Source organism: Campylobacter sp. CNRCH_2016_0050h, assembly GCF_025772605.1.
In the GTDB taxonomy this organism is placed as follows: domain Bacteria; phylum Campylobacterota; class Campylobacteria; order Campylobacterales; family Campylobacteraceae; genus Campylobacter_D; species Campylobacter_D lari_D.
This window is the reverse complement of the sequence record NZ_JAKMSK010000002.1, coordinates 26,099-51,093: the sequence shown is the minus strand read 5'-3', so window position 1 is coordinate 51,093 and position 24,995 is coordinate 26,099. Positions and strand designations below refer to the sequence as shown.

At 27.3% G+C, this 24,995-nt stretch carries 20 protein-coding genes and 1 pseudogene; 3 read left to right on the top strand and 18 right to left on the bottom strand.

Going from position 1 to position 24,995, the window contains the following annotated elements; translation table 11 throughout:
* The 12 genes from ureG to dnaA form a co-directional block, all read right to left on the bottom strand.
* Positions 1-600: an urease accessory protein UreG gene (ureG, locus tag L8X28_RS01310; RefSeq protein WP_214125663.1), complete on the bottom strand. Its 600-nt coding sequence runs from the start codon at positions 598-600 to the stop codon at positions 1-3.
* Positions 601-610: 10 nt separating this feature from the next.
* Complete coding sequence (locus tag L8X28_RS01305; RefSeq protein WP_263665303.1) at positions 611-1,279, bottom strand: urease accessory protein UreF; 669 nt, start codon at positions 1,277-1,279, stop codon at positions 611-613.
* 2 nt (positions 1,280-1,281) lie between these two features.
* A complete protein-coding gene (locus tag L8X28_RS01300; RefSeq protein ID WP_263662724.1) occupies positions 1,282-1,749 on the bottom strand; it encodes an urease accessory protein UreE in 468 nt (155 codons plus the stop codon).
* Positions 1,749-3,446, bottom strand: a complete 1,698-nt coding sequence (gene ureC, locus L8X28_RS01295) for an urease subunit alpha (RefSeq protein WP_263665302.1) — start codon at positions 3,444-3,446, stop codon at positions 1,749-1,751. The genes L8X28_RS01300 and ureC overlap by 1 nt, the downstream gene beginning before the upstream one ends.
* Positions 3,443-4,114, bottom strand: a complete 672-nt coding sequence (ureB, locus tag L8X28_RS01290) for an urease subunit beta (protein ID WP_133319084.1) — start codon at positions 4,112-4,114, stop codon at positions 3,443-3,445. The genes ureC and ureB overlap by 4 nt, the downstream gene beginning before the upstream one ends.
* A 64-nt stretch (positions 4,115-4,178) precedes the next feature.
* Positions 4,179-4,358, bottom strand: a complete 180-nt coding sequence (locus L8X28_RS01285) for a hypothetical protein (RefSeq protein ID WP_263665300.1) — start codon at positions 4,356-4,358, stop codon at positions 4,179-4,181.
* Positions 4,359-4,642: 284 nt separating this feature from the next.
* A complete protein-coding gene (locus L8X28_RS01280) occupies positions 4,643-4,819 on the bottom strand; it encodes a hypothetical protein (protein ID WP_263665295.1) in 177 nt (58 codons plus the stop codon).
* A gap of 33 nt (positions 4,820-4,852) precedes the next feature.
* Positions 4,853-5,455: a type II restriction endonuclease gene (locus L8X28_RS01275; RefSeq protein WP_126340553.1), complete on the bottom strand. Its 603-nt coding sequence runs from the start codon at positions 5,453-5,455 to the stop codon at positions 4,853-4,855.
* A gap of 2 nt (positions 5,456-5,457) precedes the next feature.
* Positions 5,458-6,390: a DNA adenine methylase gene (locus tag L8X28_RS01270; RefSeq protein ID WP_263665294.1), complete on the bottom strand. Its 933-nt coding sequence runs from the start codon at positions 6,388-6,390 to the stop codon at positions 5,458-5,460.
* Positions 6,390-8,708 carry a DNA topoisomerase (ATP-hydrolyzing) subunit B gene (gene gyrB, locus L8X28_RS01265; protein ID WP_263665293.1) on the bottom strand — a complete coding sequence of 773 codons (2,319 nt, stop codon included), beginning with the start codon at positions 8,706-8,708 and terminating at the stop codon, positions 6,390-6,392. The genes L8X28_RS01270 and gyrB overlap by 1 nt, the downstream gene beginning before the upstream one ends.
* A gap of 9 nt (positions 8,709-8,717) precedes the next feature.
* The gene (gene dnaN / locus L8X28_RS01260) at positions 8,718-9,785 is read right to left on the bottom strand and encodes a DNA polymerase III subunit beta (RefSeq protein ID WP_039617031.1); all 1,068 of its coding nucleotides are present in this window, start codon (positions 9,783-9,785) and stop codon (positions 8,718-8,720) included.
* A gap of 132 nt (positions 9,786-9,917) precedes the next feature.
* A complete protein-coding gene (gene dnaA, locus L8X28_RS01255; RefSeq protein WP_263665292.1) occupies positions 9,918-11,246 on the bottom strand; it encodes a chromosomal replication initiator protein DnaA in 1,329 nt (442 codons plus the stop codon).
* A 122-nt stretch (positions 11,247-11,368) separates the two neighbouring features.
* On the opposite strand from dnaA, the gene ruvC reads away from it, so the two are divergent.
* The gene (gene ruvC, locus L8X28_RS01250; RefSeq protein WP_133319080.1) at positions 11,369-11,845 is read left to right on the top strand and encodes a crossover junction endodeoxyribonuclease RuvC; all 477 of its coding nucleotides are present in this window, start codon (positions 11,369-11,371) and stop codon (positions 11,843-11,845) included.
* Between the two features lie 2 nt (positions 11,846-11,847).
* Here the strand turns inward: ruvC and L8X28_RS01245 are convergent, their stop codons facing one another.
* The gene (locus L8X28_RS01245) at positions 11,848-12,480 is read right to left on the bottom strand and encodes a hypothetical protein (protein ID WP_133319079.1); all 633 of its coding nucleotides are present in this window, start codon (positions 12,478-12,480) and stop codon (positions 11,848-11,850) included.
* A 122-nt stretch (positions 12,481-12,602) separates the two neighbouring features.
* Here L8X28_RS01245 and L8X28_RS01240 point away from each other — a divergent pair, with 122 nt between their 5' ends.
* Positions 12,603-13,223, top strand: coding sequence for a DUF305 domain-containing protein (locus L8X28_RS01240; protein ID WP_133319078.1), 621 nt, complete (start codon positions 12,603-12,605; stop codon positions 13,221-13,223).
* Positions 13,224-13,254: 31 nt separating this feature from the next.
* Here L8X28_RS01240 and L8X28_RS01235 read toward each other — a convergent pair whose 3' ends face one another.
* The 5 genes and pseudogenes from L8X28_RS01235 to L8X28_RS01215 all read right to left on the bottom strand — a co-directional run bounded on the left by L8X28_RS01235 (position 13,255) and on the right by L8X28_RS01215 (position 22,656).
* Positions 13,255-16,176 (bottom strand): type I restriction endonuclease subunit R, encoded by a 2,922-nt coding sequence (locus L8X28_RS01235; RefSeq protein ID WP_263665291.1) that lies wholly within the window; start codon positions 16,174-16,176, stop codon positions 13,255-13,257.
* A 2-nt stretch (positions 16,177-16,178) separates the two neighbouring features.
* Positions 16,179-18,380: an AAA family ATPase gene (locus L8X28_RS01230; protein ID WP_263665289.1), complete on the bottom strand. Its 2,202-nt coding sequence runs from the start codon at positions 18,378-18,380 to the stop codon at positions 16,179-16,181.
* An 11-nt stretch (positions 18,381-18,391) separates the two neighbouring features.
* Positions 18,392-19,696 carry a restriction endonuclease subunit S gene (locus L8X28_RS01225; protein ID WP_263665288.1) on the bottom strand — a complete coding sequence of 435 codons (1,305 nt, stop codon included), beginning with the start codon at positions 19,694-19,696 and terminating at the stop codon, positions 18,392-18,394.
* Positions 19,693-21,602: pseudogene (locus L8X28_RS01220) on the bottom strand (type I restriction-modification system subunit M). Before L8X28_RS01220 ends, L8X28_RS01225 begins: the two are co-directional and overlap by 4 nt.
* Before the next feature lie 592 nt (positions 21,603-22,194).
* The gene (locus tag L8X28_RS01215; RefSeq protein ID WP_263665287.1) at positions 22,195-22,656 is read right to left on the bottom strand and encodes a hypothetical protein; all 462 of its coding nucleotides are present in this window, start codon (positions 22,654-22,656) and stop codon (positions 22,195-22,197) included.
* Positions 22,657-23,126: 470 nt separating this feature from the next.
* On the opposite strand from L8X28_RS01215, the gene L8X28_RS01210 reads away from it, so the two are divergent.
* Positions 23,127-24,995: a class I SAM-dependent DNA methyltransferase gene (locus L8X28_RS01210; RefSeq protein ID WP_257936092.1), complete on the top strand. Its 1,869-nt coding sequence runs from the start codon at positions 23,127-23,129 to the stop codon at positions 24,993-24,995.

Sequence of the window (24,995 nt, the reverse complement as noted above, 5' to 3'; positions counted from 1 at the left end):
TCAATCCTTTAAAAGTGTGTATTTTTTAATCCAAGTAATGATTTCATCTAAACCTTCTTTAGTTTGAAGATTACTCATGATAAAAGGTCTATCTCCACGCATTTTTAAAGTATCTTCTTGCATGATTTTTAAAGAAGCATTCACATAAGGAGCTAAGTCTATTTTATTGATAATCATTAAATCAGATCTACAAATAGCAGGACCACCTTTGCGTGGAATTTTTTCTCCTTGAGCAACATCTATAACAAAGATAAAAAAATCCACAAGTTCAGGTGAAAAAGTCATTGATAAATTATCTCCACCACTTTCTATAAAAATAAGATCTAAATCACTAAAACGCTCTTGTAAAAGTTCAACAGCTTCAAGATTACAAGAAGCATCTTCTCTAATGGCTGTATGAGGACAACCTCCAGTTTGCACTCCAATGATTCTTTCTTTTTCAAGAACGCCTTGTTTGATTAAAAAATTTGCATCTTCATTTGTATAAATATCATTCGTAATTACAGCCAAAGAAAGCTCATCTTTTAAAGCTTGACATAAATTTAATACTAAAGCTGTTTTACCACTACCTACAGGACCACCTATGCCTATTTTAACCATTATAACCCTTTTAAGAAATATAAATTTTAAATGCTAAATTTTGGTGTTTTATACCCAAACAATCATTTAAGATATTGTGATTTTCACACCAATCTTTTAAAGTTAAATTTTGTAATTTAGAAAGAACCTTTTGAAAATCTTGCTGTAATTGAAAAAGTAAAATCTGCCCTTCATTTTGCGATAAAGGCACGATTTTTACAAGAATATTAACAAAATTACTCATTAAAGCAAATAAAAAACTTTCATACATAAAATCAAGCTCATTATCTTTACAAAATAAAGCATACACAAAAGGATAAATAGGAGTTTGATTTTCTTTAATGTATTGATTTAATAAAGGATTTAATAATCCATAAAGACTAACATTTTTTACAAAGCGTTTAGCTAGAAAAACATAAGCTTGACTTTGTTCTTTTGCAACTATACTTGATAAAAATTTTCTTTGAAAGACTAGTAAATTTTTTACATCATTTGCATTTTCATAAGCTATTTTCAAAGCTAAAAGTTCAAAATATAAAATATTAGAATAAAGCTGAGTTTTTAAAACTTTTTTTGCATCTTCTATATTTTTTATATAAGCAAAATTCACATAAGATTCTAAACCAAAAGAATGTGAAAAAGCTCCTATAGGAAAAGAAGAATCACTAATTTGTAAAAGTAAAAAATTTAATTTATTCATCTTTACTCTTTGATAAGTTTAAAATTTGGATCAACTTGGATAAAACTTGGCATATCAAGCATATATTTTGGCTCTAAAATTTCTTCACATTTTTCGTATTTTATATTAAATTTTTCTAAAAACCTTATGATAGAATTTTGCTCTAAAGTAATGAGTTTATGATCTTTATAAAATAAATTTAAATGCATATTGCCCACTTGATAACTTATTAAAGCAAGGTTGTATTCATTTTCTATGTGAATTTTTAAAACTTTTTCAGGTTTAATCTTCACTAAAATCAAAAAATCCTCATCATATAAACAATCATTATGATTTAAACCTTTATTACCAGGCATTTTTATAGCGACATCTAGTCCTTTTAAAGTCGTTGTTCTTAATATCTTTTTAAAAGTATCAAACCAACTAAGCTCTAAAAAATCGCATTCTTTGTTTAAATCATAATGCGTTATTTTATTTTGAAGTAAAATCATCAAATCATAAAATATTTTCTAGCTAAAGCTAAAGAATCAACGCTCTTAGAGCTAATAAGCTCACCATTTATTTTTACTTCATAAGTTTGTGGATTTACTTCTATATCTTGAACTTTATCATTAAATTTTAAGTCTTTTTTAGTGATATTTCTACAATTTTTTACTGCAACACATTTTCTTTTTAAGCTTAATTTTTCAGGCATATTAGCTTCTAAAGAAGCTTTAGAAACAAAATGTAAAGCATTTTCATTTAAATTTGCACCAAACATTTTTTCATAGATAATAGGCTCAGGTGTTGGGATAGAAGCATTAGCATCGCCTATTTTTGCACCTACTATCAAGCCACCTTTTAAAATAAGCTTTGGTTTTACTCCAAAAAATTTAGGTTGCCAAAGTACTAAATCAGCAAATTTTCCTACTTCAATAGAACCAACATAACTATCAATCCCATGTGCAATAGCAGGATTTATAGTATATTTTGCTATATAGCGTTTAATACGGAAATTATCATCTAAATCATTATCTTCTTTCAAAGCACCAAATTCTTTTTTACATTTATCAGCACTTTGCCATGTTCTTAAAATCACCTCACCTACGCGTCCCATAGCTTGAGAATCACTACTCATAATGCTAAAAACACCCATATCATGAAGTTTATCTTCTGCTGCTATAGTTTCAGGACGAATTCTACTATCTGCAAATTCAACATCTTCTTTGATTTTATTATCTAAATGATGACAAACCATAAGCATATCTAAATGTTCATCAATGGTATTTTTAGTAAAAGGCATAGTAGGATTAGTACTTGCAGGTAAAACATTTTCAAAACCTGCCATTTTAATAATATCAGGAGCATGGCCACCACCTGCACCTTCAGTGTGAAAAGTATGAATAACTCTACCATTAATAGCTTTAATCGTATCTTCTACAAAACCTGCTTCATTTAAAGTATCTGTATGGATAGCTACTTGTATGTCCATTTCATCAGCTATATTTAAACTAGTATCAATCACACTAGAAGTAGCACCCCAATCTTCATGAATTTTTAAGCCGCATGCACCAGCTATAATTTGCTCTTTTAAAGCATTTTTATTACTTGAATTTCCTTTACCTAAAAAGCCAAAATTCATAGGGTAATTTTGCGTAGCTTTTAACATAGAATGTATATGATAAGCCCCACTTGTGCAAGTTGTAGCATTTGTTCCCTCACTTGGTCCTATGCCACCTCCTATCATAGTAGTAACACCACTATATAAGGCACATTCAATTTGAGTTGGGGAGATAAAATGTATATGAGTATCAATACCACCTGCAGTTACTATTAAACCTTCTGCACCGATAATATCTGTACTTGTGCCTATAACTAAGCTAGGATCAACTCCATCTTGTATATCAGGATTGCCTGCTTTTCCTATACCTACTATATAGCCATTTTTTATCCCAATATCTGCTTTATAAATACCGGTATAATCAACAATCAAAGCATTAGTTAAAACTAAATCCGGAAATTCTCCCTCACTTACACTTTGAGCCATACCATCTCTAATATTTTTACCACCACCAAATTTAACTTCTTCGCCATATAAAGTATAATCTTTTTCTACTCTTAAAATCAAATCTGTATCTGCTAATCTTACTCTATCATTAGTTGTTAGACCATACATATTCACATAGTCTTTTTTGCTAATCTTAATCAAAGAAATCCTTTCTCTTTTGCTTTTGATAAAGCTTTAGTTTTATTTTCATCATTGATAAAATCATCACAAAGATTATTAAAACCTAAAACCTTTTTTAAACCACCAAATTCTATTAAACTTACTGTTTTTTCTTCACCTGGTTCAAATCTCACACTTGTTCCTGAAGCGATATTTAACCTTTTACCATAAGCTTTTTCTCTATCAAAAGACAAAAAGCGATTAACTTCAAAGAAATGAAAATGCGAACCAACTTGTATAGGACGATCACCTTTATTGCTTACTTTAATTTCTATAGAAGTTTTATTTTCATTAAGCACAATAAATTCTGATGATAAAAATATCTCTCCAGCTTTTATTTTATCATCATTTGCTATAGGCTCATGTATAGTAACTAATTTTGTGCCATCTTCAAAAGGAAGTTCTATTTGAATTTCTTCAAGCATACTTGCAACACCATCAATCACATCTTCACTTGTAAGTAAAGTTTTCCCTATGCTCATCAATTCACTCACACTTAAATTTTTTCTTGCAAGTTCCATTAATTCATAACATATATAAGCTAAAGCTTCATTATAATTTAATTTTATTTTTTGCTCTTTTCTATCTTTAGCGATTTTCCCTGCATAATGAAGCATTAATCGTTGCAATTGCTGCTGAGTAAAATGCATTTTAATCCTTATAAATTTTTTAGATATTATATAACTATTTGCTTGCTTTTAAGCAAAAATTCTATTACATTTTTAATTCTATTTTATAGTCTTTTTGGATTTCTATAAAAGGAGGATTTAAATTTTCACATTGAGCTTTAAATTTTTGATGATTTAAAATAAGAGTGTTTATTTCTTCTTTTTCACTAAATAAACGCTTTTCTATAACATTTTCATTTTGATAGATTAATTCATAATTTTGCAAAATATATTTTTTTGAAAAAAGAATAAAAAGTATTTTAATATCAGAATGATTTTGAAATTTTTGTAACTTTTTTGGAGTAAGATAAAATCCTTCAATGATTAAATTTTGTTTATTTTCTATACAAATTTAAATCATACCATCTACAATAGGAAATAAAAAATCAGTTATTTTTTCATCCTCATCTACTCTAAAAGGACAATTTTTCAAGAAGTCTTTGAGCAAGCAAGGTCTTTCCCGTGTGGCTCTCTCCACCAAGTAAAAAAATCATTTTTAAAAATTATAAATTAAATTTTTAATTTTTCTTTGTCAATTTCTTGTAAAAAAGAAGCATCAACAGCATTAAAACAAAGTTTTTTAATCTCATCTTTACTTTTATATTTTAAATCAATATTATTTCTTTTAGCTAATTCAAACATCATTTTAGGCTCTAATGAGCCTTCAATATGTAAGTGTAATTCCACTTTTGGAATATTTTGTAAAAAAGTTTTTATTGATTAAATTTTTACTTCTTGTCTTATAATTTTTTTATCTCTTGTTTGAGCATTTTTTTGAATTTCTGCATGCAAATTTTTTATATCTTCAGGCCAATCCATACCTTGTTCTTGAACATTCCAATCTGGATATTTACTATTTTCAAATGCTAAATAATCTTTATTACAACATTCTTCTATAAATTTATAACTAATAGAAGCATTTTTAATTTTGTGATACCCAAATAAGCCTTTTATATCTTTTTCAAAATTTTCTTGAAAAATCATATAAAATTCAATCTTTTTACCTTGTAATATAGTATGATATAAAAAATACCATATACCAAAACTTCTAATACTAGGACGACCTTTTATACCACCATCTTTATAAATTGATAATGTTCCTTTTATACCACCTTTATCTTGAGAACCACCTATTTTTTTAATTTCACCATCTACAACTATTAAATAAACTCTAGCTACATTTTCAGTTAAAATACTTTGTGGTAATGAATTATTATTTTCATCTTTTAAATCTTTTAAATAATTAAAATTAAGTTTTGTACTACCTTCAATAAATTCAACATCTGCAATTTTAAATGCTGTTTTAACTTGACTTATTTTCAATTTTAATCCTTTATTATTAATAATTCATGACTTTTTTTAATGTTTGTATCATCACCTCTATTAATACGATTTTTACCAACTCTTGTTTCACCCTGTCCCATAGTATATTGCCATTTTGGTTCTAAAATTTTAAAATCTTTATAAGCTTTTCTAACAAATTCACAATCATTATAACTAAGTATAAATTTTCCCTTATGATTTTTAAGACATTGTGCTAATAAATCATGATCAAAATTATTATGATGAATAGGAAAATTTCTCATAGGATAAATTCCTTTAAACATTTTCGAATCACCTTCAAGATAATAAGGTGGATCACAATAAAAAAAATCATTTGGATATAATTTGAAAACTTCTTCAAATGAAGTACATTGAACTTCTAAATTTTTAACATTAAAATTTTTAATTTTTTCTAACATTTTTAAATATTTATCTTTATTTTCATAATTACTTGACATCCAACCTAAAAACCCTGGACCATAACTAAGATTAAAATTAAAAAAATAATCCCTTGCTAAAGTTAAATTATCAAGTTTTAATTTATTTTCCCAATGGCTTTTTAATTCTTCTTTTATTATTTTATAAGTATTTTTATCAGGATTTAATTTTAAAAGTTCTTCATATAATCTTTTATTATCATTTAAAATAACTTGCCAAAAATTAACTAAAATATCAAATATATCAAATGCTTTTACTTTTATATCTAATTCTAAGGCACTTGCAATCTCAACACTTCCACCACCAATAAAAGGACTAATAAGTCTTTTTAAATCATTTGGAAAATGTTCTAATATAATACCTACTGCAAGTGATTTTCCACCACCATATCTAATAGGGCTTTTAGTATATCTTTTAAAAGGTAAATTTTTACCTTTTAAAGATTTTAAAAAATATTCTTTTTTATTTTCATCAAAATCAAATAGATTTTTTGTCATTAAACATCCAAATGTTTAACATCTTTAGCATGAGCTTGTATATACTCACGGCGTGGTTCTACATCATCACCCATGAAAAGGTTGAAAGTATCATTTGCTCTTTGAGCATCTTCTATGGTGATCTTTAACAAACGACGATTACTTGGATCCATAGTTGTTTCCCAAAGTTGTTCAGGATTCATCTCACCAAGACCTTTATAGCGTTGTATATAAGCACCTTTTTTAGCATTTTTTTCAACTTCATCTAAAATTTCTAAAATATCTTTATCAAATTTTAAATCTCTATCTTTAATTTTTTGATAAATATAATTTGCCTCTTCATATAAAGGATTAGCAAATAAATCATCATTGATGATAAGTTCTTCTAAACCATTTTCAGTTTGTACATAAACACGAATTTCATTTTCATTGATATATGAATTTAAGATATTGTGATTTTGTTTTTCTAAAAATTCTTTTATGACTTTAAATAATTCTTCATTAGAAGCTTTTATCAAATCAGGATTTTCTATCAAATACCTAATCACTGAAATTACATTAAATCTTTTTTCTAATTCTTTTAAAACACTTCTATAAGCTGCAACGATTTTTAGAAAATCTTTTAAATCGTTTAATCCTATACCCTCATAAGTAGAACTTTCTATACCTGTTTCGATCAAATAATCATTTAAAGCTTTTTCATCTTTTAGATAAATTTCTTTTTTTTGACCTTTTTTATAGCGATATAAAGGTGGTTGAGCTAAATAAATATGTCCATTTGTTACAAGATCATTCATAAAACGGAAGAAAAATGTCAAAAGCAAAGTTTGTATGTGAGAACCATCTACATCAGCATCTGTCATAATGATGATTTTATGATATCTTAGTTTTTCTATATCAAACTCATCACCGATCCCACAACCAAAAGCTGTGATCATATTTTGAATTTGTTCACTTTTTAAAATTTTATCTAGTCTTGCTTTTTCAACATTGAGTATTTTACCTCTTAAAGGTAAAATCGCTTGGAAAGTTCTTTCTCTACCTTGTTTTGCAGAACCTCCCGCACTATCACCCTCAACTAAATAAATTTCGCTTTCACTTGGGTCTTTACTTTGACAATCAGCTAATTTTCCTGGCAAAGTCCCTACACTTGAACTTTCTTTTTTACGGGTTAATTCTCTAGCTTTTTTAGCTGCTTCTCTACCACGAGCAGCCATTAAAGCTTTATTCATGATAGCTTTTGCTTCAATAGGATTTTCTTCAAAATATTTTGTCAAATACTCAAAAGAAGCCTTAGAAACTATAGGTCTAACATAACTTGAACCTAATTTTCCTTTAGTTTGTCCTTCAAATTGTGGCTCAGGTACTTTAACACTTACAACTGCTATCAAACCTTCTCTTACATCATCACCTGTGATTTTAGAGTCTTTCTCTCTAGCACTAGCATTTGCTTCAATGTAATTACTAATAACACGAGTTAAACCCATTCTAAAACCTGCTTCGTGCGTTCCACCATCTGGAGTTTTTATATTATTAACAAAAGAAAGTAAATTTTCACTATAACTATCATTATAAAGCAATGCTACTTCAACATTTACATCTTCTTCATCTACATTGAAAAATATTGCCTTAGTTAGAGTTTGTTTTTTATTTAAATCTGTAACAAATTGACTTATACCACCTTCAAAATGAAAGCTTTCTGCTTTTCCTACACGATTATCTTTAAAATTTATAGTAATTTTTGGATTTAAATATGCAAGTTCACGAAATCTTTTAGCTAAAATTTCATAATCAAAATCAGTCACTTCAAAAATTTGATCATCTGGCCAAAATTCTATGATTGTTCCTGTTTTTTTACTTTTACCTATGGTTTCAAAATTACTTGTAACTTTACCTTCTGAAAATTCTTGGCGATAAATTTCTCCATCTCTATGCACTGTAGCAACTAATTTTTTTGATAAAGCATTTACAACGCTTACACCAACCCCGTGTAAACCACCTGAAACTTTATAAGTATCTTTATCAAATTTTCCACCTGCATGAAGCACGGTTAAAACTACAGTTAAAGTAGGGATATTTTCAGTAGGGTGAATTCCCACAGGAATTCCTCTACCATTATCACTTACTATACAAGAGCCTTCTGTAGTAATTTCTACATTAATCGTATCACAAAAACCTGCCATAGCTTCATCAATAGAATTATCCACTACTTCATAAATCATATGATGAAGACCGCCTATGTTGGTATCACCTATATACATACCAGGGCGTTTTCTAACAGCTTCTAAGCCTTTTAAAACTTTAATATTTCCTGCGCCATAATTTTGATTTTCTTGCATTTATTTTCCTTATAAAATAACTGGCATTATCACAGTTTGTAATTCTTCACTTGAAACTAAGAATGCCATATGAGGTTCATTTATGCTAAGTTTAAATGTTTCACTTTCAATAGAATTTAAAAAGTCAGTAATGAATTTATTTTTAATGCAAAGATTAAATTCTTCATCTATGTTTAATTCCATTTCAAGTTCAGTTTTTGCTTCCATATTATCTAAACTAATACCTTCAAATACAAGTTTATCTTTATGGAAATTTAATTTCATTTTTTCAGTAATTACATTGATTTTTTTCAATGCGTCCATAAATTCTTCTGTTTTAAAAATAAATTCTTTTGTAATATTTTTTGGAATTACTCTTTCATAATCAGGGAATTTATCATTAATAAGTTTTGTGAAAAACTCAAAATTGTCATTTTTTGCAATCAATATATTTTCATCATAATAAATTTCAATTTTTTCAAAAAAGATTTTTTGCATTTCTAAAATAGCTTTTTTAGGGATACAAAGATTAAATTCTTTTTCGTTTGTTTTATTTAGTGTAAAAACCGCTAAGCGTTTAGTATCTGTTCCTACAAAGCTAATGTGGGTTGTTTTTATATCAAGTAAAGCACCATTTAAAGAATACTTTGGATTATTTGTATCAACTGCAGGTAGGATTTTTTTCAAAGATCTACTTAAATCACTTGAATCAATATCAAATTTATCTTTTCCTTCAGTGCTTGGGAAATTTGGAAAATCTTCATAATTAAACATAGGAAGTTTATATTTAGTTCCTTTTTGTCTAATAAAAAGGAAATTTTCTATAGTTTCTAAGACCACATCTTCATTATTTAAACTTTTAATGATATCTAAAATACTTTTAGCATTAGCAGTTGCAAAACCTGCACTTTCAACTTTAATTTTTTTGATTTTATAGTTAATACCTATTTCATAATCACTTGCCCTTATGATTAATTTATCTTCAACTACTTCAAAAAGTAAGTGAGAAGCGATGTTGCTTGAGTCTTTTTTATCTACATAAGAGTTAGTTAAAACTATGGCAGATTCTAAAGTGTTTTTATTAATGCTAATTTTCATTTTTACTTCCTTTGTTTTTTAAATTTATTTTATCATAATAATAAGCAATGTGAAAATGTGAAATGCTTTTTAAAAGCCTTTTTTTATAGAAATTTTACTCATAGAATAAAATTTTTTATTTTTCACTTTTATTCACAGGGTGCTTTTTATTTTTGTTAAAATTTTATTTCTTAATTCTTCTACTATGGCTTTTAGGTTTTCATTTTCGCTCATTAACTCTTGAATTTTTTTAATATTATGTGAAATGGCAGTGTGATCTTTCATATTAAAAAATCTAGAAAGTTGAGGCATAGACATAGTTGTAAGCTCTCTTGCTAAATATATCACAACCCTTCTTGCCATAACGATATTTTGTGTTTTTTTATTTGATTTTATATCATTTGATTTAAGATTATAGCTTTTTGAAACATCAGCAAGTATGTCTTCAACACTAATATTTTCTTTTGTTTCTTTAATGTGATCTTTCATAAAGCTTTTAACGATTTCTAAAGTGATTTCTTGATTAAAAAGTCTTGCTTGGGCATTTAGATTTGTAATCATACCTTCAATTTCTCGGATGTTATCTCCCATTGAAGTAGCTATGTAGCTTATAACTTCAGGTTTGAGATAAATAGCATTAAATTCACATTTTTTCTTGATAATTGCGATTTTTGTATCAAGCTGAGGTGGAGTGATATCTGCGATGATCCCATTTGCAAAACGGCTTTTTAAGCGTTCTGTTATGCCTTTTAACATATTTGGAGGATTATCACTTGTCATGATGATTTGTCCAAATTTTTCTTTTATTTCATTAAAAGTAAAGAAAAATTCTTCTTGAATTTTATCTGTTTTACCTAAAAACTGCACATCATCGATGAGTAAGACATCACAATTTTTGTATTTTTCATGAAATTTACTCATAGTTTTGTTATTTAAATGCATGGTAAAATCATTGATAAAATTATCACTTGTAGCATAAATAACCTTATATCCATTATCTAAGCACACATTTCCGACAGCTTGAAGCAAGTGAGTTTTTCCAAGTCCTGTAGGGCCATAGATAAAGATGGGGTTGTATAATTTTCCAAGTTTGCTTTTATCGGTAATAGCTTTGCAAGTTGCATAGGCAAATTGATTAGAATCTCCTACAACAAAGCTTTCAAAAGTAAAAGAAGGATTTAAAATAGTACTTTGAAATTTAATCTGTGAAATATCTGTAGAAAAATGTTTTTTCTCTATCTTTTGATCATTTGTAATGATTTTAACTTGAGGGTTAATCCCTGTTTTTACTTCATAAAAATAAGCTAGTTTTTGTGCGTATTTTGTTTGTATAAATTTAGCCAAAAAATGATTTGGTGCGATAAATACTAAGATATTATTTTTACTTAATTTTTCACTAAATTGTAAGTGAGAAATATAAGTATTGTATTCGTTATTGCTAATTTCAGTTTTAAATTCAAGTAAAAAATCTTTTATATTCATTATTATTCTTATAAATTATGATGTAAAACTTAAAATTCTAGCTTATTTTTTATAAAAAATGGTTAAAATTATTCACATAAAAATTTAAATTTCACATCTATGTGAATAAAAAGGTGAAAAGTTTGAAAGTTTTAGGGATAGATCCTGGTTCTAGATATTGTGGATATGCTATTGTAGAAAAAATAAATAATAAAAATCAACTCATAGAAGCAGGACTTATCAAAATCAAACCCAATGATTTACAGTATCAAATCACAGAATTATGTGAAGGACTTGATCTAATCTTTAAAAATCATCAGTTTGATGAGGTAGCTATAGAAGATATATTTTTTGCTTATAATCCAAAAACGGTTCTAAAACTAGCACAATTTCGTGGAGCTTTGAGTTTAAAAATCTTACAAATTCATGGAGAATTTGCAGAATACACACCTTTACAAGTGAAAAAAACCGTAACAGGTAAAGCAAAAGCTACTAAAGAGCAAGTAGCTTTTATGGTAAAAAGATTACTTGGAATTTCAAAAGACATCAAGCCACTTGATATTACCGATGCTATCGCAGTAGCTTTGACGCATTTAGCAAATTTGAGAGTAAAAAAGTGATTTTACTTTCCATTTCCTATAAAATAAATTTCAACATCATGTAGAAGTTTTTCACATACAGCAGAATCAGTATTTTTTTCTACTACTAGGTTGATATGATTTTTGGTATCTCTAAAACTTCCTGCAGATTTTGAATTTTTTAATTCTAATTTTTGATTATCTTTTAAATATTTAATAGTTATTACAAATTTATGTGCCGCGGTAGCTTCGCCTAGATTTGTTTCTATCAAAACATTCATATTTGATGCTTTTGCTAGGGTTGCTTGAGTTTTGTTAATCACTTCTTTCATTCTTCTATTGAGTTCTAAAATTCTTGAGATGAATTTATTATCTATACTTTCAAATGCTATTTTTAGTTTATTCATAATTTCTTGATTAGTAGGTTTATCAGGTGCTACATAAACCATATAAAGTCCATTTTTAATATCTACTTTAGTGCTTTTAGTATCACGCCCACTACCAAAAACTTTTATATATATAGCATTATCAAGATATACTCTATCTATCATAGGACCATAGATTTCATATTCTCTTTTTCTTACGATTACTTCTCTTGCGGCTACTTGAATTTTTACTGAACAATCATGAATTATAGGTTCCATTTCTTTTTTTATTTCAAGTAGTTCTTTTAGCATATAACATCCTTATTATTTTTTTTAGTATTATAGATTATAACAAAAAAATGTTTTTTTCTTTGTTAATTTTAGTTTATATAATTTTTATAACATTCCAAAGTTATTTTAAAAAAAGGAAAAAAATGAAAATTAAAACTATAGTTTCAAGTTTAGTTTTAGCAAGTACTTTATTTGCTGCAAATTCTCATCATGCTCATCATGGAGCTTCTGGAAGTATTTCATCACAAATCATGATGAGTATGCATGAACCTATGATGAAAAATCCTTTAGTACAAAGCAATGACATAGAAAGAGATTTTTTAGCTAATATGATTCCACATCACCAAGGTGCTATTGACTCATCTAAGCTTTTATTAGAACATACAAAAAGTGAAGAGATGAAAAAAATCGCTCAAAATATCATAAAAGCTCAAGAAAAAGAAATCCAAGAATTTCAAGAAATTCTAGATAAAAATCTTTATACAAAAACTCAAATTGATGAAGAAACTTATAAAAAATTTGTCCAAGAAGAAAAAGAGTTAATGCAAAAAATGATGATTTTAATGAGTTCGGTTAAAGAAAGCAAAAACATCAATAAAGACTTTTTAGAAGCGATGATAGCACATCATCAAGGTGCAGTAGATGCTTCAAAACAAATTTTATTTTACTCTAAAGACAAAACTATCACTGATATTGCTAAAAAAATCATCTTAGATCAAGAAAAAGAAATTCAAGAATTTACAAATTTGTTAAAGTATATGTAAAAATAGGTAGTTTGGTAAAACTACCTAGATATCATTTTGCATTTTCATAGATCATATTAAACATTGTATTTGCTATTTTGTCTTTGAAGTCATTATTTTGAGTAAATTGTTTAAAAAGTTCCAAATTTAAATTTAAAAGATCTTGAATTTTGTCTTCTAAAATTTCATCAAATCTAATGCGCGAATTTTGCATACCTGATTTGTTAAAGGTTTCGAGTATTTCTTCATTTTTTGCTATATCATCTTTTATATCATATAAGATTTTAGCTATTTTGTCGCTTTCGTTAAAGTCTATATTTGCGTATTTATTGTTAAAATCTTTAATGATGTTTGAAAGCTCTTCTAATTCAGCTTCGGCACTTTTACTCGAACCATTTGCAAAAGAAGGTTTTAGCTCTCCATTTCCTTGTAAAATGATATCTTGTGTTTTATCAAGTTGTAAGCGATAACTATCAAAATCCACATTATCTAAAATTCCTTTAGCTAAGTCCTCTGGTTTAGGTAAGATAATTTTACTAGTAAGTTTTTTAAGTAGTATATAAAGCTTTTCAAGTTCTATATCTTCATAGGGTAATATTTGAGCTAAAAAAGAATACTCTTTAAGATAAGTCCTTGCTTTATTATAAAAATCTAATTTTTCATCATCGCTTTTTTGATCAAATCTAGTTAACATTGTGTCTAATTTTGAATGAATGACATTTTCTTTTTCATTTTTTAAAATGGCATTTGTAAAATCATCTATTTCTTCTTGGGTGTAAATTTCATATTCATTTAGATTTGCTTTTAAATCAAAAATTCTATTATCATCTGTAGCTTCACTTAAGTAAGTTTGCTCATAAAATACACTAAAAGATTTTGCTATATCTTCATGGGTGTTTGCAAAGTCTAGCACGAAAGTATTTTCTTTGTTTTTGCAAGTTCGGTTTAGTCTTGATAGAGTTTGTACTGCACTTACTCCGCTTAATGCTTTATCTACATACATCGTATGCAATAATGGCTCATCAAAGCCAGTTTGGTATTTTTCTGCAACGATTAAAAAACGATACTCATATTTTTTAAACTCATCTTTTAAAGCATTTTCTGAAAAACCATTCAAGCCACTTTCGCTATAAATTTCACCTTCTAAATTTACTTCACCTGAAAAAGCCACTATAGCTTTAAAATGTGGATAATTTTTTCTTAAATACTCTCTAAAAACAAGATAATACTTCACAGCATTTTCTCTTGAGCTTGTTACAACCATAGCTTTTGCTTTGCCATTTATCTTTTTAAAGCTATTTTGGAAAAAATGCTCACACATGATTTGTGATTTTTGTTCGATTGTTTTTATATTGTTTTGGACATAGGCTTTTAATTTTGCGTTTGCTCTTTTTTTGTCGTATTTTGGATTGTCATTTGTGCAAGATATGAGTTTATAATAACTTTTATAAGTTGTATAGCCTTTTAATACATCAAGTATAAAACCTTCTTCTATGGCTTGTTTCATAGAGTAAAGATGAAAAGGGATAAACATTTGCTCTCCATTAACATCACAAGGCATACCAAACATTTCTAAGGTTTTTGGCTTAGGCGTAGCGGTAAATGCAAAATAAGAAGCATTGCTTTGGAGTTTTTTATTTTTTATGATTTCTAAAATTTCATCATCTAAATTTTGACTTTCATCATAGCTTTTGCTTCTTATGACTTCAGCCATTTTTTGAGCATTGCTTCCGCTTTGGCTAGAGTGTGCTTCATCGATGATGATAGCAAAAGTTTTGCTTTTTAAAGTTTTGATCTCATCTAAAATGAAAGGAAATTTTTGTATGGTTGTGATGATGATTTTCTTACCTTCTTCTAAAGCATTTTTAAGCTGTTTGCTTCCATGAGTGATGGCTTCGACTAGGTCTTTTGTCTTCTGTGAAAAAGATTTTACATTTTCTCTTATTTGTCTATCAAGCACTTTTCTATCGGTTACTACGATGATAGAATCAAAGATGTTTTTTTCAAGTCTATGCAAGCTTACGAGATTATGTGCAAGCCAAGATATAGAATTACTCTTGCCACTTCCTGCACTATGTTGTATCAAGTAGCGTTGCCCTGTGCCGTTTTCTTTTGCATGGGCGAGTAGTTTTTCTACTACATCAAATTGATGGTATCGAGGAAATATGATGATTTCTTCGTTTTCTTTTTTCACAACTTGCACAAAATTAAAAAATAAATTTAGCAAAGTATCTTTTTTAAAGATTTTCTCCCATAAATAAGCTGTTTTTATGCCATCACTTGGTGGGTTGCCTGCTCCATTTGCTAAGCCTATTTTGCCACTACCATTGTTTAAACCAAGATTAAAAGGCAAAAATGTAGTCGCATCTTGCTCTAATTTTGTACTCATATAGCAAAGATCATTATCTAGTGCAAAATGCACTATAGTAAGGCTAAATATAGCTTCTTTTGGATTTCTGGTTTTTTTATACTGATCTATACCATGAAAGACATTTTGTCCTGTGAAATGGCTTTTAAGTTCTATAGTGATAAGGGGCAAGCCATTTAAAAAGATCACCATATCAAGGGAGTTTTTATTTTGCGTGCTATAGTGAAGTTGGCGTATGATAGAAAGGTTGTTTTGCTCGTATTTTTTCATGCTTTCTTCGTTTGCACTAGTGTTTGGTTTTGAAAAGGCTAGGTAAATTTTAATACCTTTGATCTCCACATAGCTTTGCAAGACTTTTACTATACCTTTGGTTTTGATTTGAGATATAAGGCGACTTAAAATTTCTTTTTTATAATTTTGCCCACAACGCTTTTTAAGCTCTTCTAATGCTACACTTTGCGTAGCTTGTAAGAAATTCTCAAAAAGCTCTGCATCTAAACATAAATTTTTATCGTAATTTTCATTTGTTCTTTTGATATAAGCATGGTTTTCTAACAAATATGATTCTATGAAATCTTCTAAATCTTTCTCTTGGTAGTTAGTCATTGCTAGTTTCCTTTTTTCATCATTATGTCATAATGTTCAAGATGTCCCAAATATTCAAATACTTTTTTAAATGCTTCAAAAAACATATCGATATCAATTTCTTTTGCATCTGACATATTACCCATAAAAGAATGAGATTCTCTATTGATATACCGACAAAAAGGTTCAAATTTCTTTTCTTTATCTTCATTTTCTATGTTTTTTATTATATCAATTTTATTTTTTTGGATAAAACCAATAAAATATTCTAAAATATTTCTCATAGTATTAGGAATTAATATAACATGAATTTTACCTTCTTTATAATCTTTCAAAATTTGCCAATAAGCTTGATAGTCATTTAAAATTTCATCTTCTTTCATTGTATCGATATGAGATATATAATTTTCATTTTTTCCAATTCTAAAAGTGTAAATATCTTTTTTATAATCTTCTTTAAATCCTATTAATTCCTTAAAAAAATACAAATGGTGTGTTAAAACAAAAATTTGTTTATAGTTGCTATCTTTATTGCGTAAAAATATTTCTTTAATGAGTTGAGCTATATTATAAACATAATTAAAAGAAAGGCTAGAAATAGGATCATCAATCACGATAATTTTATCTAAAATTGCTTCATCTTTTTCTTTTTTGCCTTGACAGAGCTGTAAAAAATACAAAAATGAAATTAAAGTTTTTTCACCTTCGCTTAAGGTTTTAAAACTAGGTTTATTTTCTCCTTCTCTTACGATAATGTATTCTTGTTTTTCATCATCTTGAACTTTGATATAAAAACTTAAAATTCCTAAATCTTTTAAATAGTTATTTATTTTATCAACTGCTTCTTGGATATTAATTACCTCTTTTTGTTTTTCTTTTATGGTATTTTCTATATGTTGTATGCTATCTTTGATAGTTTGATTTTCTTTATCTAAAACTCCTTTGTTTATTTCCTGTTCCTTTTTATTTTTGTTGTATTTTTCTATAATCTCTTTTTTTTCAAAAATCGCAAATTCCCAAAATTGTTTTTCTAGTTTTTCTCGTTCGTCTTCTGGATTTTCTAACTTGCTATTAAATTCTATGATTTTTTGCTGTATTTGTTTAAGATAATTATTTAAATTTTGAAATAGTTCTTTGGTTTTTTCTAATTCTATTTTTTTGCTAGGTTCTTTAATCTTTTCTTGAATTTTTCTAATATTTTTTTCAAGTTTTAATTTTACTTGAAAATATAATTTTTCAAATTCCAAATCTTCATTATCTAAAATATCTCTTCTATAAAAAGTTTCTATACTTGGTATATTTGAAAATAAATTTTGATATTCATCATTTAATTTTTCCAATTCTTTTATTCTTTCTTCATATGTTTTATCAAAATAATCCTCTAAATAGCTTTTAAATTCTTGAGTGATTGTATCTTTTTGACAAAAAGGACAAGCTTGAGAATCTTGTAAAACATACTTATCAAAACCATCTTTTACCCAATCTTCATTTCCTAGCTTATTAATTAAATCTGCGATAATACTATCTTGATTACCTACTATTATTTCATTAAATATTAAGTTATTTTCTATATTTTTAAATTCTATATTTGAAATTTCATTGATATTTTCTAATTTAATTTGTGTTGTGTCAGTAAGAATGCTATATTGTTTCTTTAATTCTTCTAAATTTATATTTTGATTTATTGTATCAAGAGTTAAAAATTCTTTTATTTTCGGATTTATAAAATCAAGAAAACTATCTTTGCTTCCCATTTTTCCTTCAAAAAAATCTTTAAAATTATCACTATGATTTTGCTTGATTTTCCAAATATCATCTTTAAAATCATTTTCTATTTTTATTATATCTTTTTGCTTTTCTTTTAATTTTCTTTCATTTTCATCTTGGTTAGATTTTAATTTTATTAATTCTTTTTGTAAATTTTCAATTTCTTGTTTTATGCTTGTATTTTCTTCAGATAGTGTAAAAATTCCTTGCTGTTTGTCTGTATCATAAAAGTTTTTTTCAATAAAATCTTGATTATAAACTAAAATTTGTTGCTTATTGCTTAAACCTTCTATTTTACAATCTTTAAAGTTTTCATCATTTTGATTTGCTAAAAATTTAGAAATTTGCGTTTTTCCTGCTCCATTTAAACCATAAATCAAATTAATGCGTTTATTTGTTTCTAGAGTTGTTTCATCTTTATAACTCGCTACATTTTTCATAGAAATTTTGGTAATCATCTTTTCTCCTTTTATAAATTAATCCTACCGCATACGGCTTGGTTTATGAGTGTGGTTTTGTATTCTTTTATGAGTTTTATTTGTTTTTCGGTTTTTTCTATCAATAAATCTATTTTTTTACATTTTTCATCTAAAAAATTTGCGATTTGTTCTTGTTCTTTTAATGAAGGGATAAGACACTGCACTTCTTTTAAAATAGATTTTGTGATACTAAAAACCTTTACTCCGCAAACTTCTTTTCTTATTTGATTTCTTGTAAATATAGAATCAAATAAAAATGAAAAATACAAAGAATTGATCTTGCCTTTAGATTTCAAAGTTATTGTGTGATATCCTGCAAAAATCGGTCTATCGGATTGAATGCTTGTAAAATTTCCTGAACCTTCTATATCTTCAGAAGTATCTGCAAAGACAAAATCTCCTTTTTGTAAAAGTGATTGTGGTTTATCTGCAAGATGTGTTTTGCTCACAAATGGCAATGTATGGATAGTGGCATTAAGACGACAAGGGTATTTAGAATGAATTTCACCATAACTAACACAAGGTATTCCATAAGAAACAAAATCTGCTTTAGTTATATTTAATCCGTTGCCAAGTATAAAAAGCATTTTAAGCTTTTTTATTTCCCAATGCTGTGGAATTTCGCCAAGATATTCTATGCCACTATCTTTGAAATTTACATTTTTATCAAGTCCTTTTGTGATGGTTTCGTTTATCAAGGCTTGCTTTTGTTCTTTTAAAAGGCTAATGAGTTTTTCTTTTTTCTCTATGAAATTTGCTATCTGCTCACATTTTTCATCTAAAAAATTTGCGATTTGTTCTTGTTCTTTTAGTGGTGGGACAGGCAAAGACATTTTTTTAAAATCTAAATAATCTATACTTTCTCTAATTTCCATAATGCCATAAGCATATATTTTTAAAAATTTTTGTACATTTTTAATTTGAAATAAATAAGAATAATAACTCATTAAATATTTTGGACTATTTATATAAAAAACCAAATAAATAGGACTAACTAAACCATTATATGCAGAAACTCCTAAAGAACCAATTACGGCATTCATTTTGTTTAATACTAAATCATTAATTCTTGCAATTTTATAGCTTTGCAAATCTTCTTTTGATTTATTACCTATATTGCCTTTTTCTTCATAAGGAACTACACCGATATCTTTAATTAAAGAAAGAATAGTGTGTAATTTCAAATTTGTATTTTGTTCATTTCTTTGATTAAAAACTGCTTTTAATGGTTTAATTTCCCAATGCTGCGGAATTTCCCCAAGCCATTCTATACCACTATCTTTGAAATTTTTCATTGCATGATCTCTTTTAAAAGATCTTGTACTTCTTTTTCTAGCTTTTCTAATTCGCTGTTTATTTCTTCTAGTTTTCTTGGTGGAGTATAGGTATAAAAGTATTTGTTAAAAAGTATTTCATAACCTACACTGGCACTATCCCAAGCTATCCAAGAATTTTTCACATAGGGTTTTACTTCTGTGTCGTAGTAGCTTTGTATGTTTGTTTTGAGTGGGATTTTTTCGGTGTTGTTGGTTTTGTCACTATCGATGATGAAGTTTTCTTCGCTTTTTTTGAGTTTTACATCTAAAAAGCTTATGAATTCGTTTCTATCTTCAAAATCTTGCGGGTTTTGCTCTAATTCTTGTAATTTTTCTAAGATTTTGTCTTTGTCTTTGAATTTTGCAAATTTTTCATCATCTTTTAAAACTTCTATACTTTTTGGTTTTTCTATGGTGATTTTAATATAGCCAAAGTCTTCATTGTCATAAATTTTGCAGTCTTTGTTAGGAACATTTTCTAAAAATAACTTAGTGATTTTTTCTATATGTTCTTTTGTCATTTGATTTTGTTTAGAGCCTAAAGACTTTTTCATTTTTGAAAAATACTCTTCGCTTGTAGCGTTTATAAGCTGGACTTTGCCTTTTTTTATTTCTGGCTTTTTGTTGGTGATGATCCATATGAAAGTAGGAATTCCTGTATTGTAAAACATATTTGTAGGTAGAGCGACTATAGCTTCAAGATAGTCTTTTTCTATGATGTGTTTTCTTATGGCTACCATGCCACTATCTGAGTTAAAAAGTGATGAGCCATTATGTACGCTTGCGATGCGAGAGCCTAAAGGGGTATCTGTTTTCATCTTGCTAAGCATATTGAGCAAAAACATCATTTGCCCATCACTTTTGCTTGTGATACCTACGCTAAATCTTGAATCAGTACAAGTTGAATTTGAACCTTTCTTTTCTATGCCTAGAATTTTTTGATCATTTTCCCAAGACTTGCCATAAGGTGGATTGCTAAGCATGAAATCAAATTTTTTATCTTGTTGATCATTGCTTAAAGTGGAGCCAAATTTATATGATCTGGATCTTCGCCTTTTATTAGCATATCTGCTTTGCATATGGCGTAGGTTTCGGGGTTGATTTCTTGTCCGTAAAGATAGATGTTTGCTTTTGATTGTATAAGGCCATCAGGATCTGTGATGAATTCTTTTGACTCTGTGAGCATTCCACCGCTTCCGCAAGCATTATCATAAATAAGCCATGTCCCTTTTTTGATCTGTTCTTTTACGGGTAAAAATACAAGGTGGGTCATAAGCTCTATGATCTCTCTTGGAGTAAAATGCTCTCCGGCTTCTTCGTTGTTTTCTTCGTTGAATTTACGAATGAGCTCTTCAAAAACATACCCCATGCCAAGGTTGCTTAAGCCTTTGTGGATAACATTTCCTTTTTCATCTAAGATATCTTCTATGCCAAAATTTACCCTAGGTGAGCAAAATCTCTCTATCACTCCAAAAAGTATGTTTGATTCTTCTAGGGTGTCAAGTTGGTTTTTGAATTTGAATTTTGAGATGATATCTTTGATATTTTCACTAAAACAATCCAAATAATTTTCAAAATTTATTCTGATATTTTTTGGATCATTTAGAAGGGTTTGTAGGCTAAATTTAGAATAATTAGAAAAGCCTAGGTTATTTCCTTGTTTTCCACCTAGTATAAAATCTAAATTTTCAAATTTATCTTTATAAGTGTCGTAAGTTTCGAGAACTTTATCTTTTGTAGGTTCTAAAACTGCATCTACTCTTCTTATAATCGTCATAGGTAAAATAATATCGCGGTATTTGCCCTTTACATAAACATCACGAAGTAAATCATCTGCCACACTCCATATGAAGTTGATAATGGGTTGGAATTGACTTTGATTCATGATGCTTTCCTTTTATTTTTATTTATAATATATTATATAAAATCATCAATAAAAATCTTATAAATAGTTTTAAATCTGTGCTTTAAATAAGAGAAATCGAAAGAAATAAAAAATGGTGGTCCGATTGAGTTTTAACTAATATTTATAAAGGCTTATTTTTAGATATTTGCAGTTTTTTATATTTTTTAAAGAACCCCAAAAAGAACCCTATTTAAAATATAAAAAGGGGAGGGTCACTCGAATACGCCACTATCCCCCTCTAATAAAATTATATCTTCTTATTTTAATAAGAAGATTAAAAAATAAGCCAAAATTTTAAAGTAAAGCTATTTGTAGAATTTTTAATGCAGGTTAATCAAAGGAGAGGGTCTCATTCCGCCACTATCCTCCTCTGATGAGATTATTATAACTTTTTATCCTGATAATTTAATAAGAAAATTTTTTATTTTTCTTTTTGGTTCTTTTTATTCTCTTTTTAATTTTTATAAAAATAGAATAAAGCTACATTTTATAGTAGTATTATATTAATTACAATACATACTTTTTAAGTATTTATGCATTCTGTGATTTATTGATAGTTCTAAATTACTAACTAATTTAAATTTTTTATTTCATGTTGTAAATCCATGATTTGTGTTTGTAATTTCCAGTAGTCATCGTTAATATTTTTTTCTAGTTTTTGTACTTTATCTTCTTGCATGGTTTCTTGAAAAAGTGGAGAATAAAGTTGAGGATTTGTTTTTATATAATAGTTCAAATCTATTTCTGCTTCTTGTAATATTTCCATAGTAGTTAAACCATTTTCTATTTGTTTTTTTGAATTTGCACTAGATAAAATTTCAATTTCCATTTTTTCCTGTGGTAATACCAAAGTCATTAGATCTGACATTCCTAAAGTTTTGATTGTATTTGGATAATTTTCAGCCCATCTTTCTAATATTTTTAAAGCATAGTGAGAAATTTGTTTATTTATCCATAAATTATAAATTTGATGAAATGATGTTTCATTTAAAATAGATTCTAGTCTTTTTATATTTGGATAATTAAAATTCATAACATTCCTTTTTTGATTTTTATTTAATTACAAGTATAAAATATTTTGTCTTATAAATATAAAAATTAAGATGAAAATTTTAGTAAAAGCAGGATAGCTATTTACTCCAAAAAATGACACCATTTTTTTAGTAAATAGCAAAATATTCTCTGCGAGGCTCAGTAGTTTTTTAGAATGATATTGTATGAAGCAAGATTACTAGTTGTCTTAACTTTATATTTTATAGCACGTGAGGTTATTTTAAATTAATATAAATATTTATTTCATAATATTATATTTATCTAGATATATCTAAGTTCAAAGTTCATTATTGATTTTCGATCTTCTATTTGTTACAATTTTATGATTAAACACTAATGTGGATTGATAAAATAAAAAAATATATTTAGATAAAAATTACAAAAAACAAAACTCTTAATATTAATCGTGTAAAAAATTGATATGTAATATATAAAAGGAAATATAAAATTATGAAAAGAAATGATATTATTGAAAAAATAGGAAAAATTTTTTTTACAAGTAATTTGGAAGCAGACGAATTTAGTTATTCTAAAGCATTAAAAAGTATTGGTAAAAATATAAAAGATTATCAAAATAGCAATGAAACTAGAAAATATAAAAATTTAGATATGAGATTTGCAAATGATAGACTTACAATTTTAGTTGAAACAAAAAAGAATTTTTCTTTAAAGGATATGAAACAATATCAAGAACAACTTTCTGCTTATGTTAGATATGAAAAAGAATATAGCGAAAATAAAATTGTTGCAATTTTAGCTGAAACAGAAGGTGAAGATGTGTGGGTTTGGTATGGCGGTTCAGTTATTATAGACGATATTCATAGAATAGTAGACGAAAAAATAATTAAAGATTTTGAATATTATGAAAATATTTATTTTGGAAAGGTAAATAATAAAAACAAAGTAATAAATTCTACAAAGAAGTTAAATGAAAAGCTTCATAGTTATGGTATACGGGAAAAACTAAGAAGCCAATTTGTAGGAACTTGTTTGTTGGCTTTGAAAAATGGTTTAGTTTATAAAGGAGTAAAAGATAAATTAATTGAAAATGGTAAAACTATTTCAAAAAAAGAAATAATTATTAATGATATAAAATCAATTTTAGAAGGTTTGCTTGTAAAAAATTTAAATAAAGCAGAAAAGCTTGCTATTTTAAACAGAAAGGTTTTAGAAGACCAATTTGTTTTAGATTTAAGCTACGATGAGTTAAAAGAGATTCTAAGCTTTATTGAAAATGAAATTTTACCACATATAAATGATAAAAATACAGCGGGACAAGATTTGTTAAATTTATTTTTTACAACTTTTAATAAATTTGTAGGAAAAGATGATAAAAATCAGGCTTTTACACCAGATCATATCTGCTCTTTTATGAGTAAAGCAATAGGTATAAATAAAAATTCTCGAGTTTTGGATCCTTGCTGTGGTAGTGGAGCATTTTTGGTTAGAGCAATGACTGATATAATGGATGATTGTGATACTGAAGAAGAAAGAGAAAAAGCCAAAGAAAGGCAAGTTTATGGTATTGAAGTAGAGGAAACAGCATTTGGTTTGGCCACTACAAATATGTTAATTCATGGAGATGGTAATTCAAATATTGTTTTAAGTTCAATGTTTGATAAAGCAAAATGGATACAAGATGCAAATATAAATGCAATTTTGATGAATCCTCCTTATAACGCTACCCGCAAAAGTTGTTCACCTGAATATGTAAAAACTTGGAAGAGCAAGAAAGGAACAAAAGCCAAAGATGAAGATCCTACAAAAGGACTTCATTTTGTTGAGTGGATTGCAAGACATGTATCAAAACCTTGCAAATTAGCTGTGTTGTTGCCTATGCAGGTTGCAAAAGGAGATAAAGGTGAAATTGCAAAATTCAAAAAAAAGATGTTAGATAATTATACACTAGATGCAGTTTTTTCATTACCAATAGATATTTTTTATCCAGGTGCAAATGCTATTGTCTGTTGCATGATTTTTGATTTATCACAAAAACACAGCAAATCTGACAAAAAAACATTTTTTGGTTATTTTAGAGATGATGGATTGGAAAAAAGAAAAGGACTTGGAAGGGTTGAAAAATTAGATAGCGATGGCATACCATTATGGCAAAAAATTGAAAAGAAATGGCTTGATTTATATCGCAATAAGAAAGAAGTTGCAGGTTTATCTGTTATGCAAAAAGTAGGTGCTGATGATGAATGGTTTGCAGAAGCATACATGGATATTGATTATAGTACATTATCAAAAAAAGATTTTCAAATTACACTTAATAACTATTTATCGTATCTTGTAAAAAATAATTTTGTAAAAGAATAA

What these genes read in the sequence shown, in the direction of transcription:
- ureG (WP_214125663.1), bottom strand. Translation starts at nt 600, where the DNA reads ATGGTTAAAATAGGCATAGGTGGTCCTGTAGGTAGTGGTAAAACAGCT.
- L8X28_RS01305 (WP_263665303.1), bottom strand. Translation starts at nt 1,279, where the DNA reads ATGAATAAATTAAATTTTTTACTTTTACAAATTAGTGATTCTTCTTTT.
- L8X28_RS01300 (WP_263662724.1), bottom strand. Translation starts at nt 1,749, where the DNA reads ATGATTTTACTTCAAAATAAAATAACGCATTATGATTTAAACAAAGAA.
- ureB (WP_133319084.1), bottom strand. Translation starts at nt 4,114, where the DNA reads ATGCATTTTACTCAGCAGCAATTGCAACGATTAATGCTTCATTATGCA.
- L8X28_RS01270 (WP_263665294.1), bottom strand. Translation starts at nt 6,390, where the DNA reads ATGACAAAAAATCTATTTGATTTTGATGAAAATAAAAAAGAATATTTT.
- gyrB (WP_263665293.1), bottom strand. Translation starts at nt 8,708, where the DNA reads ATGCAAGAAAATCAAAATTATGGCGCAGGAAATATTAAAGTTTTAAAA.
- dnaN (WP_039617031.1), bottom strand. Translation starts at nt 9,785, where the DNA reads ATGAAAATTAGCATTAATAAAAACACTTTAGAATCTGCCATAGTTTTA.
- dnaA (WP_263665292.1), bottom strand. Translation starts at nt 11,246, where the DNA reads ATGAATATAAAAGATTTTTTACTTGAATTTAAAACTGAAATTAGCAAT.
- L8X28_RS01245 (WP_133319079.1), bottom strand. Translation starts at nt 12,480, where the DNA reads ATGCTAAAAGAACTACTTGAAATAAAAAAAGAAATGGAACCTATAATT.
- L8X28_RS01240 (WP_133319078.1), top strand. Translation starts at nt 12,603, where the DNA reads ATGAAAATTAAAACTATAGTTTCAAGTTTAGTTTTAGCAAGTACTTTA.
- L8X28_RS01235 (WP_263665291.1), bottom strand. Translation starts at nt 16,176, where the DNA reads ATGACTAACTACCAAGAGAAAGATTTAGAAGATTTCATAGAATCATAT.
- L8X28_RS01230 (WP_263665289.1), bottom strand. Translation starts at nt 18,380, where the DNA reads ATGATTACCAAAATTTCTATGAAAAATGTAGCGAGTTATAAAGATGAA.
- L8X28_RS01225 (WP_263665288.1), bottom strand. Translation starts at nt 19,696, where the DNA reads ATGAAAAATTTCAAAGATAGTGGTATAGAATGGCTTGGGGAAATTCCG.
- L8X28_RS01215 (WP_263665287.1), bottom strand. Translation starts at nt 22,656, where the DNA reads ATGAATTTTAATTATCCAAATATAAAAAGACTAGAATCTATTTTAAAT.
- L8X28_RS01210 (WP_257936092.1), top strand. Translation starts at nt 23,127, where the DNA reads ATGAAAAGAAATGATATTATTGAAAAAATAGGAAAAATTTTTTTTACA.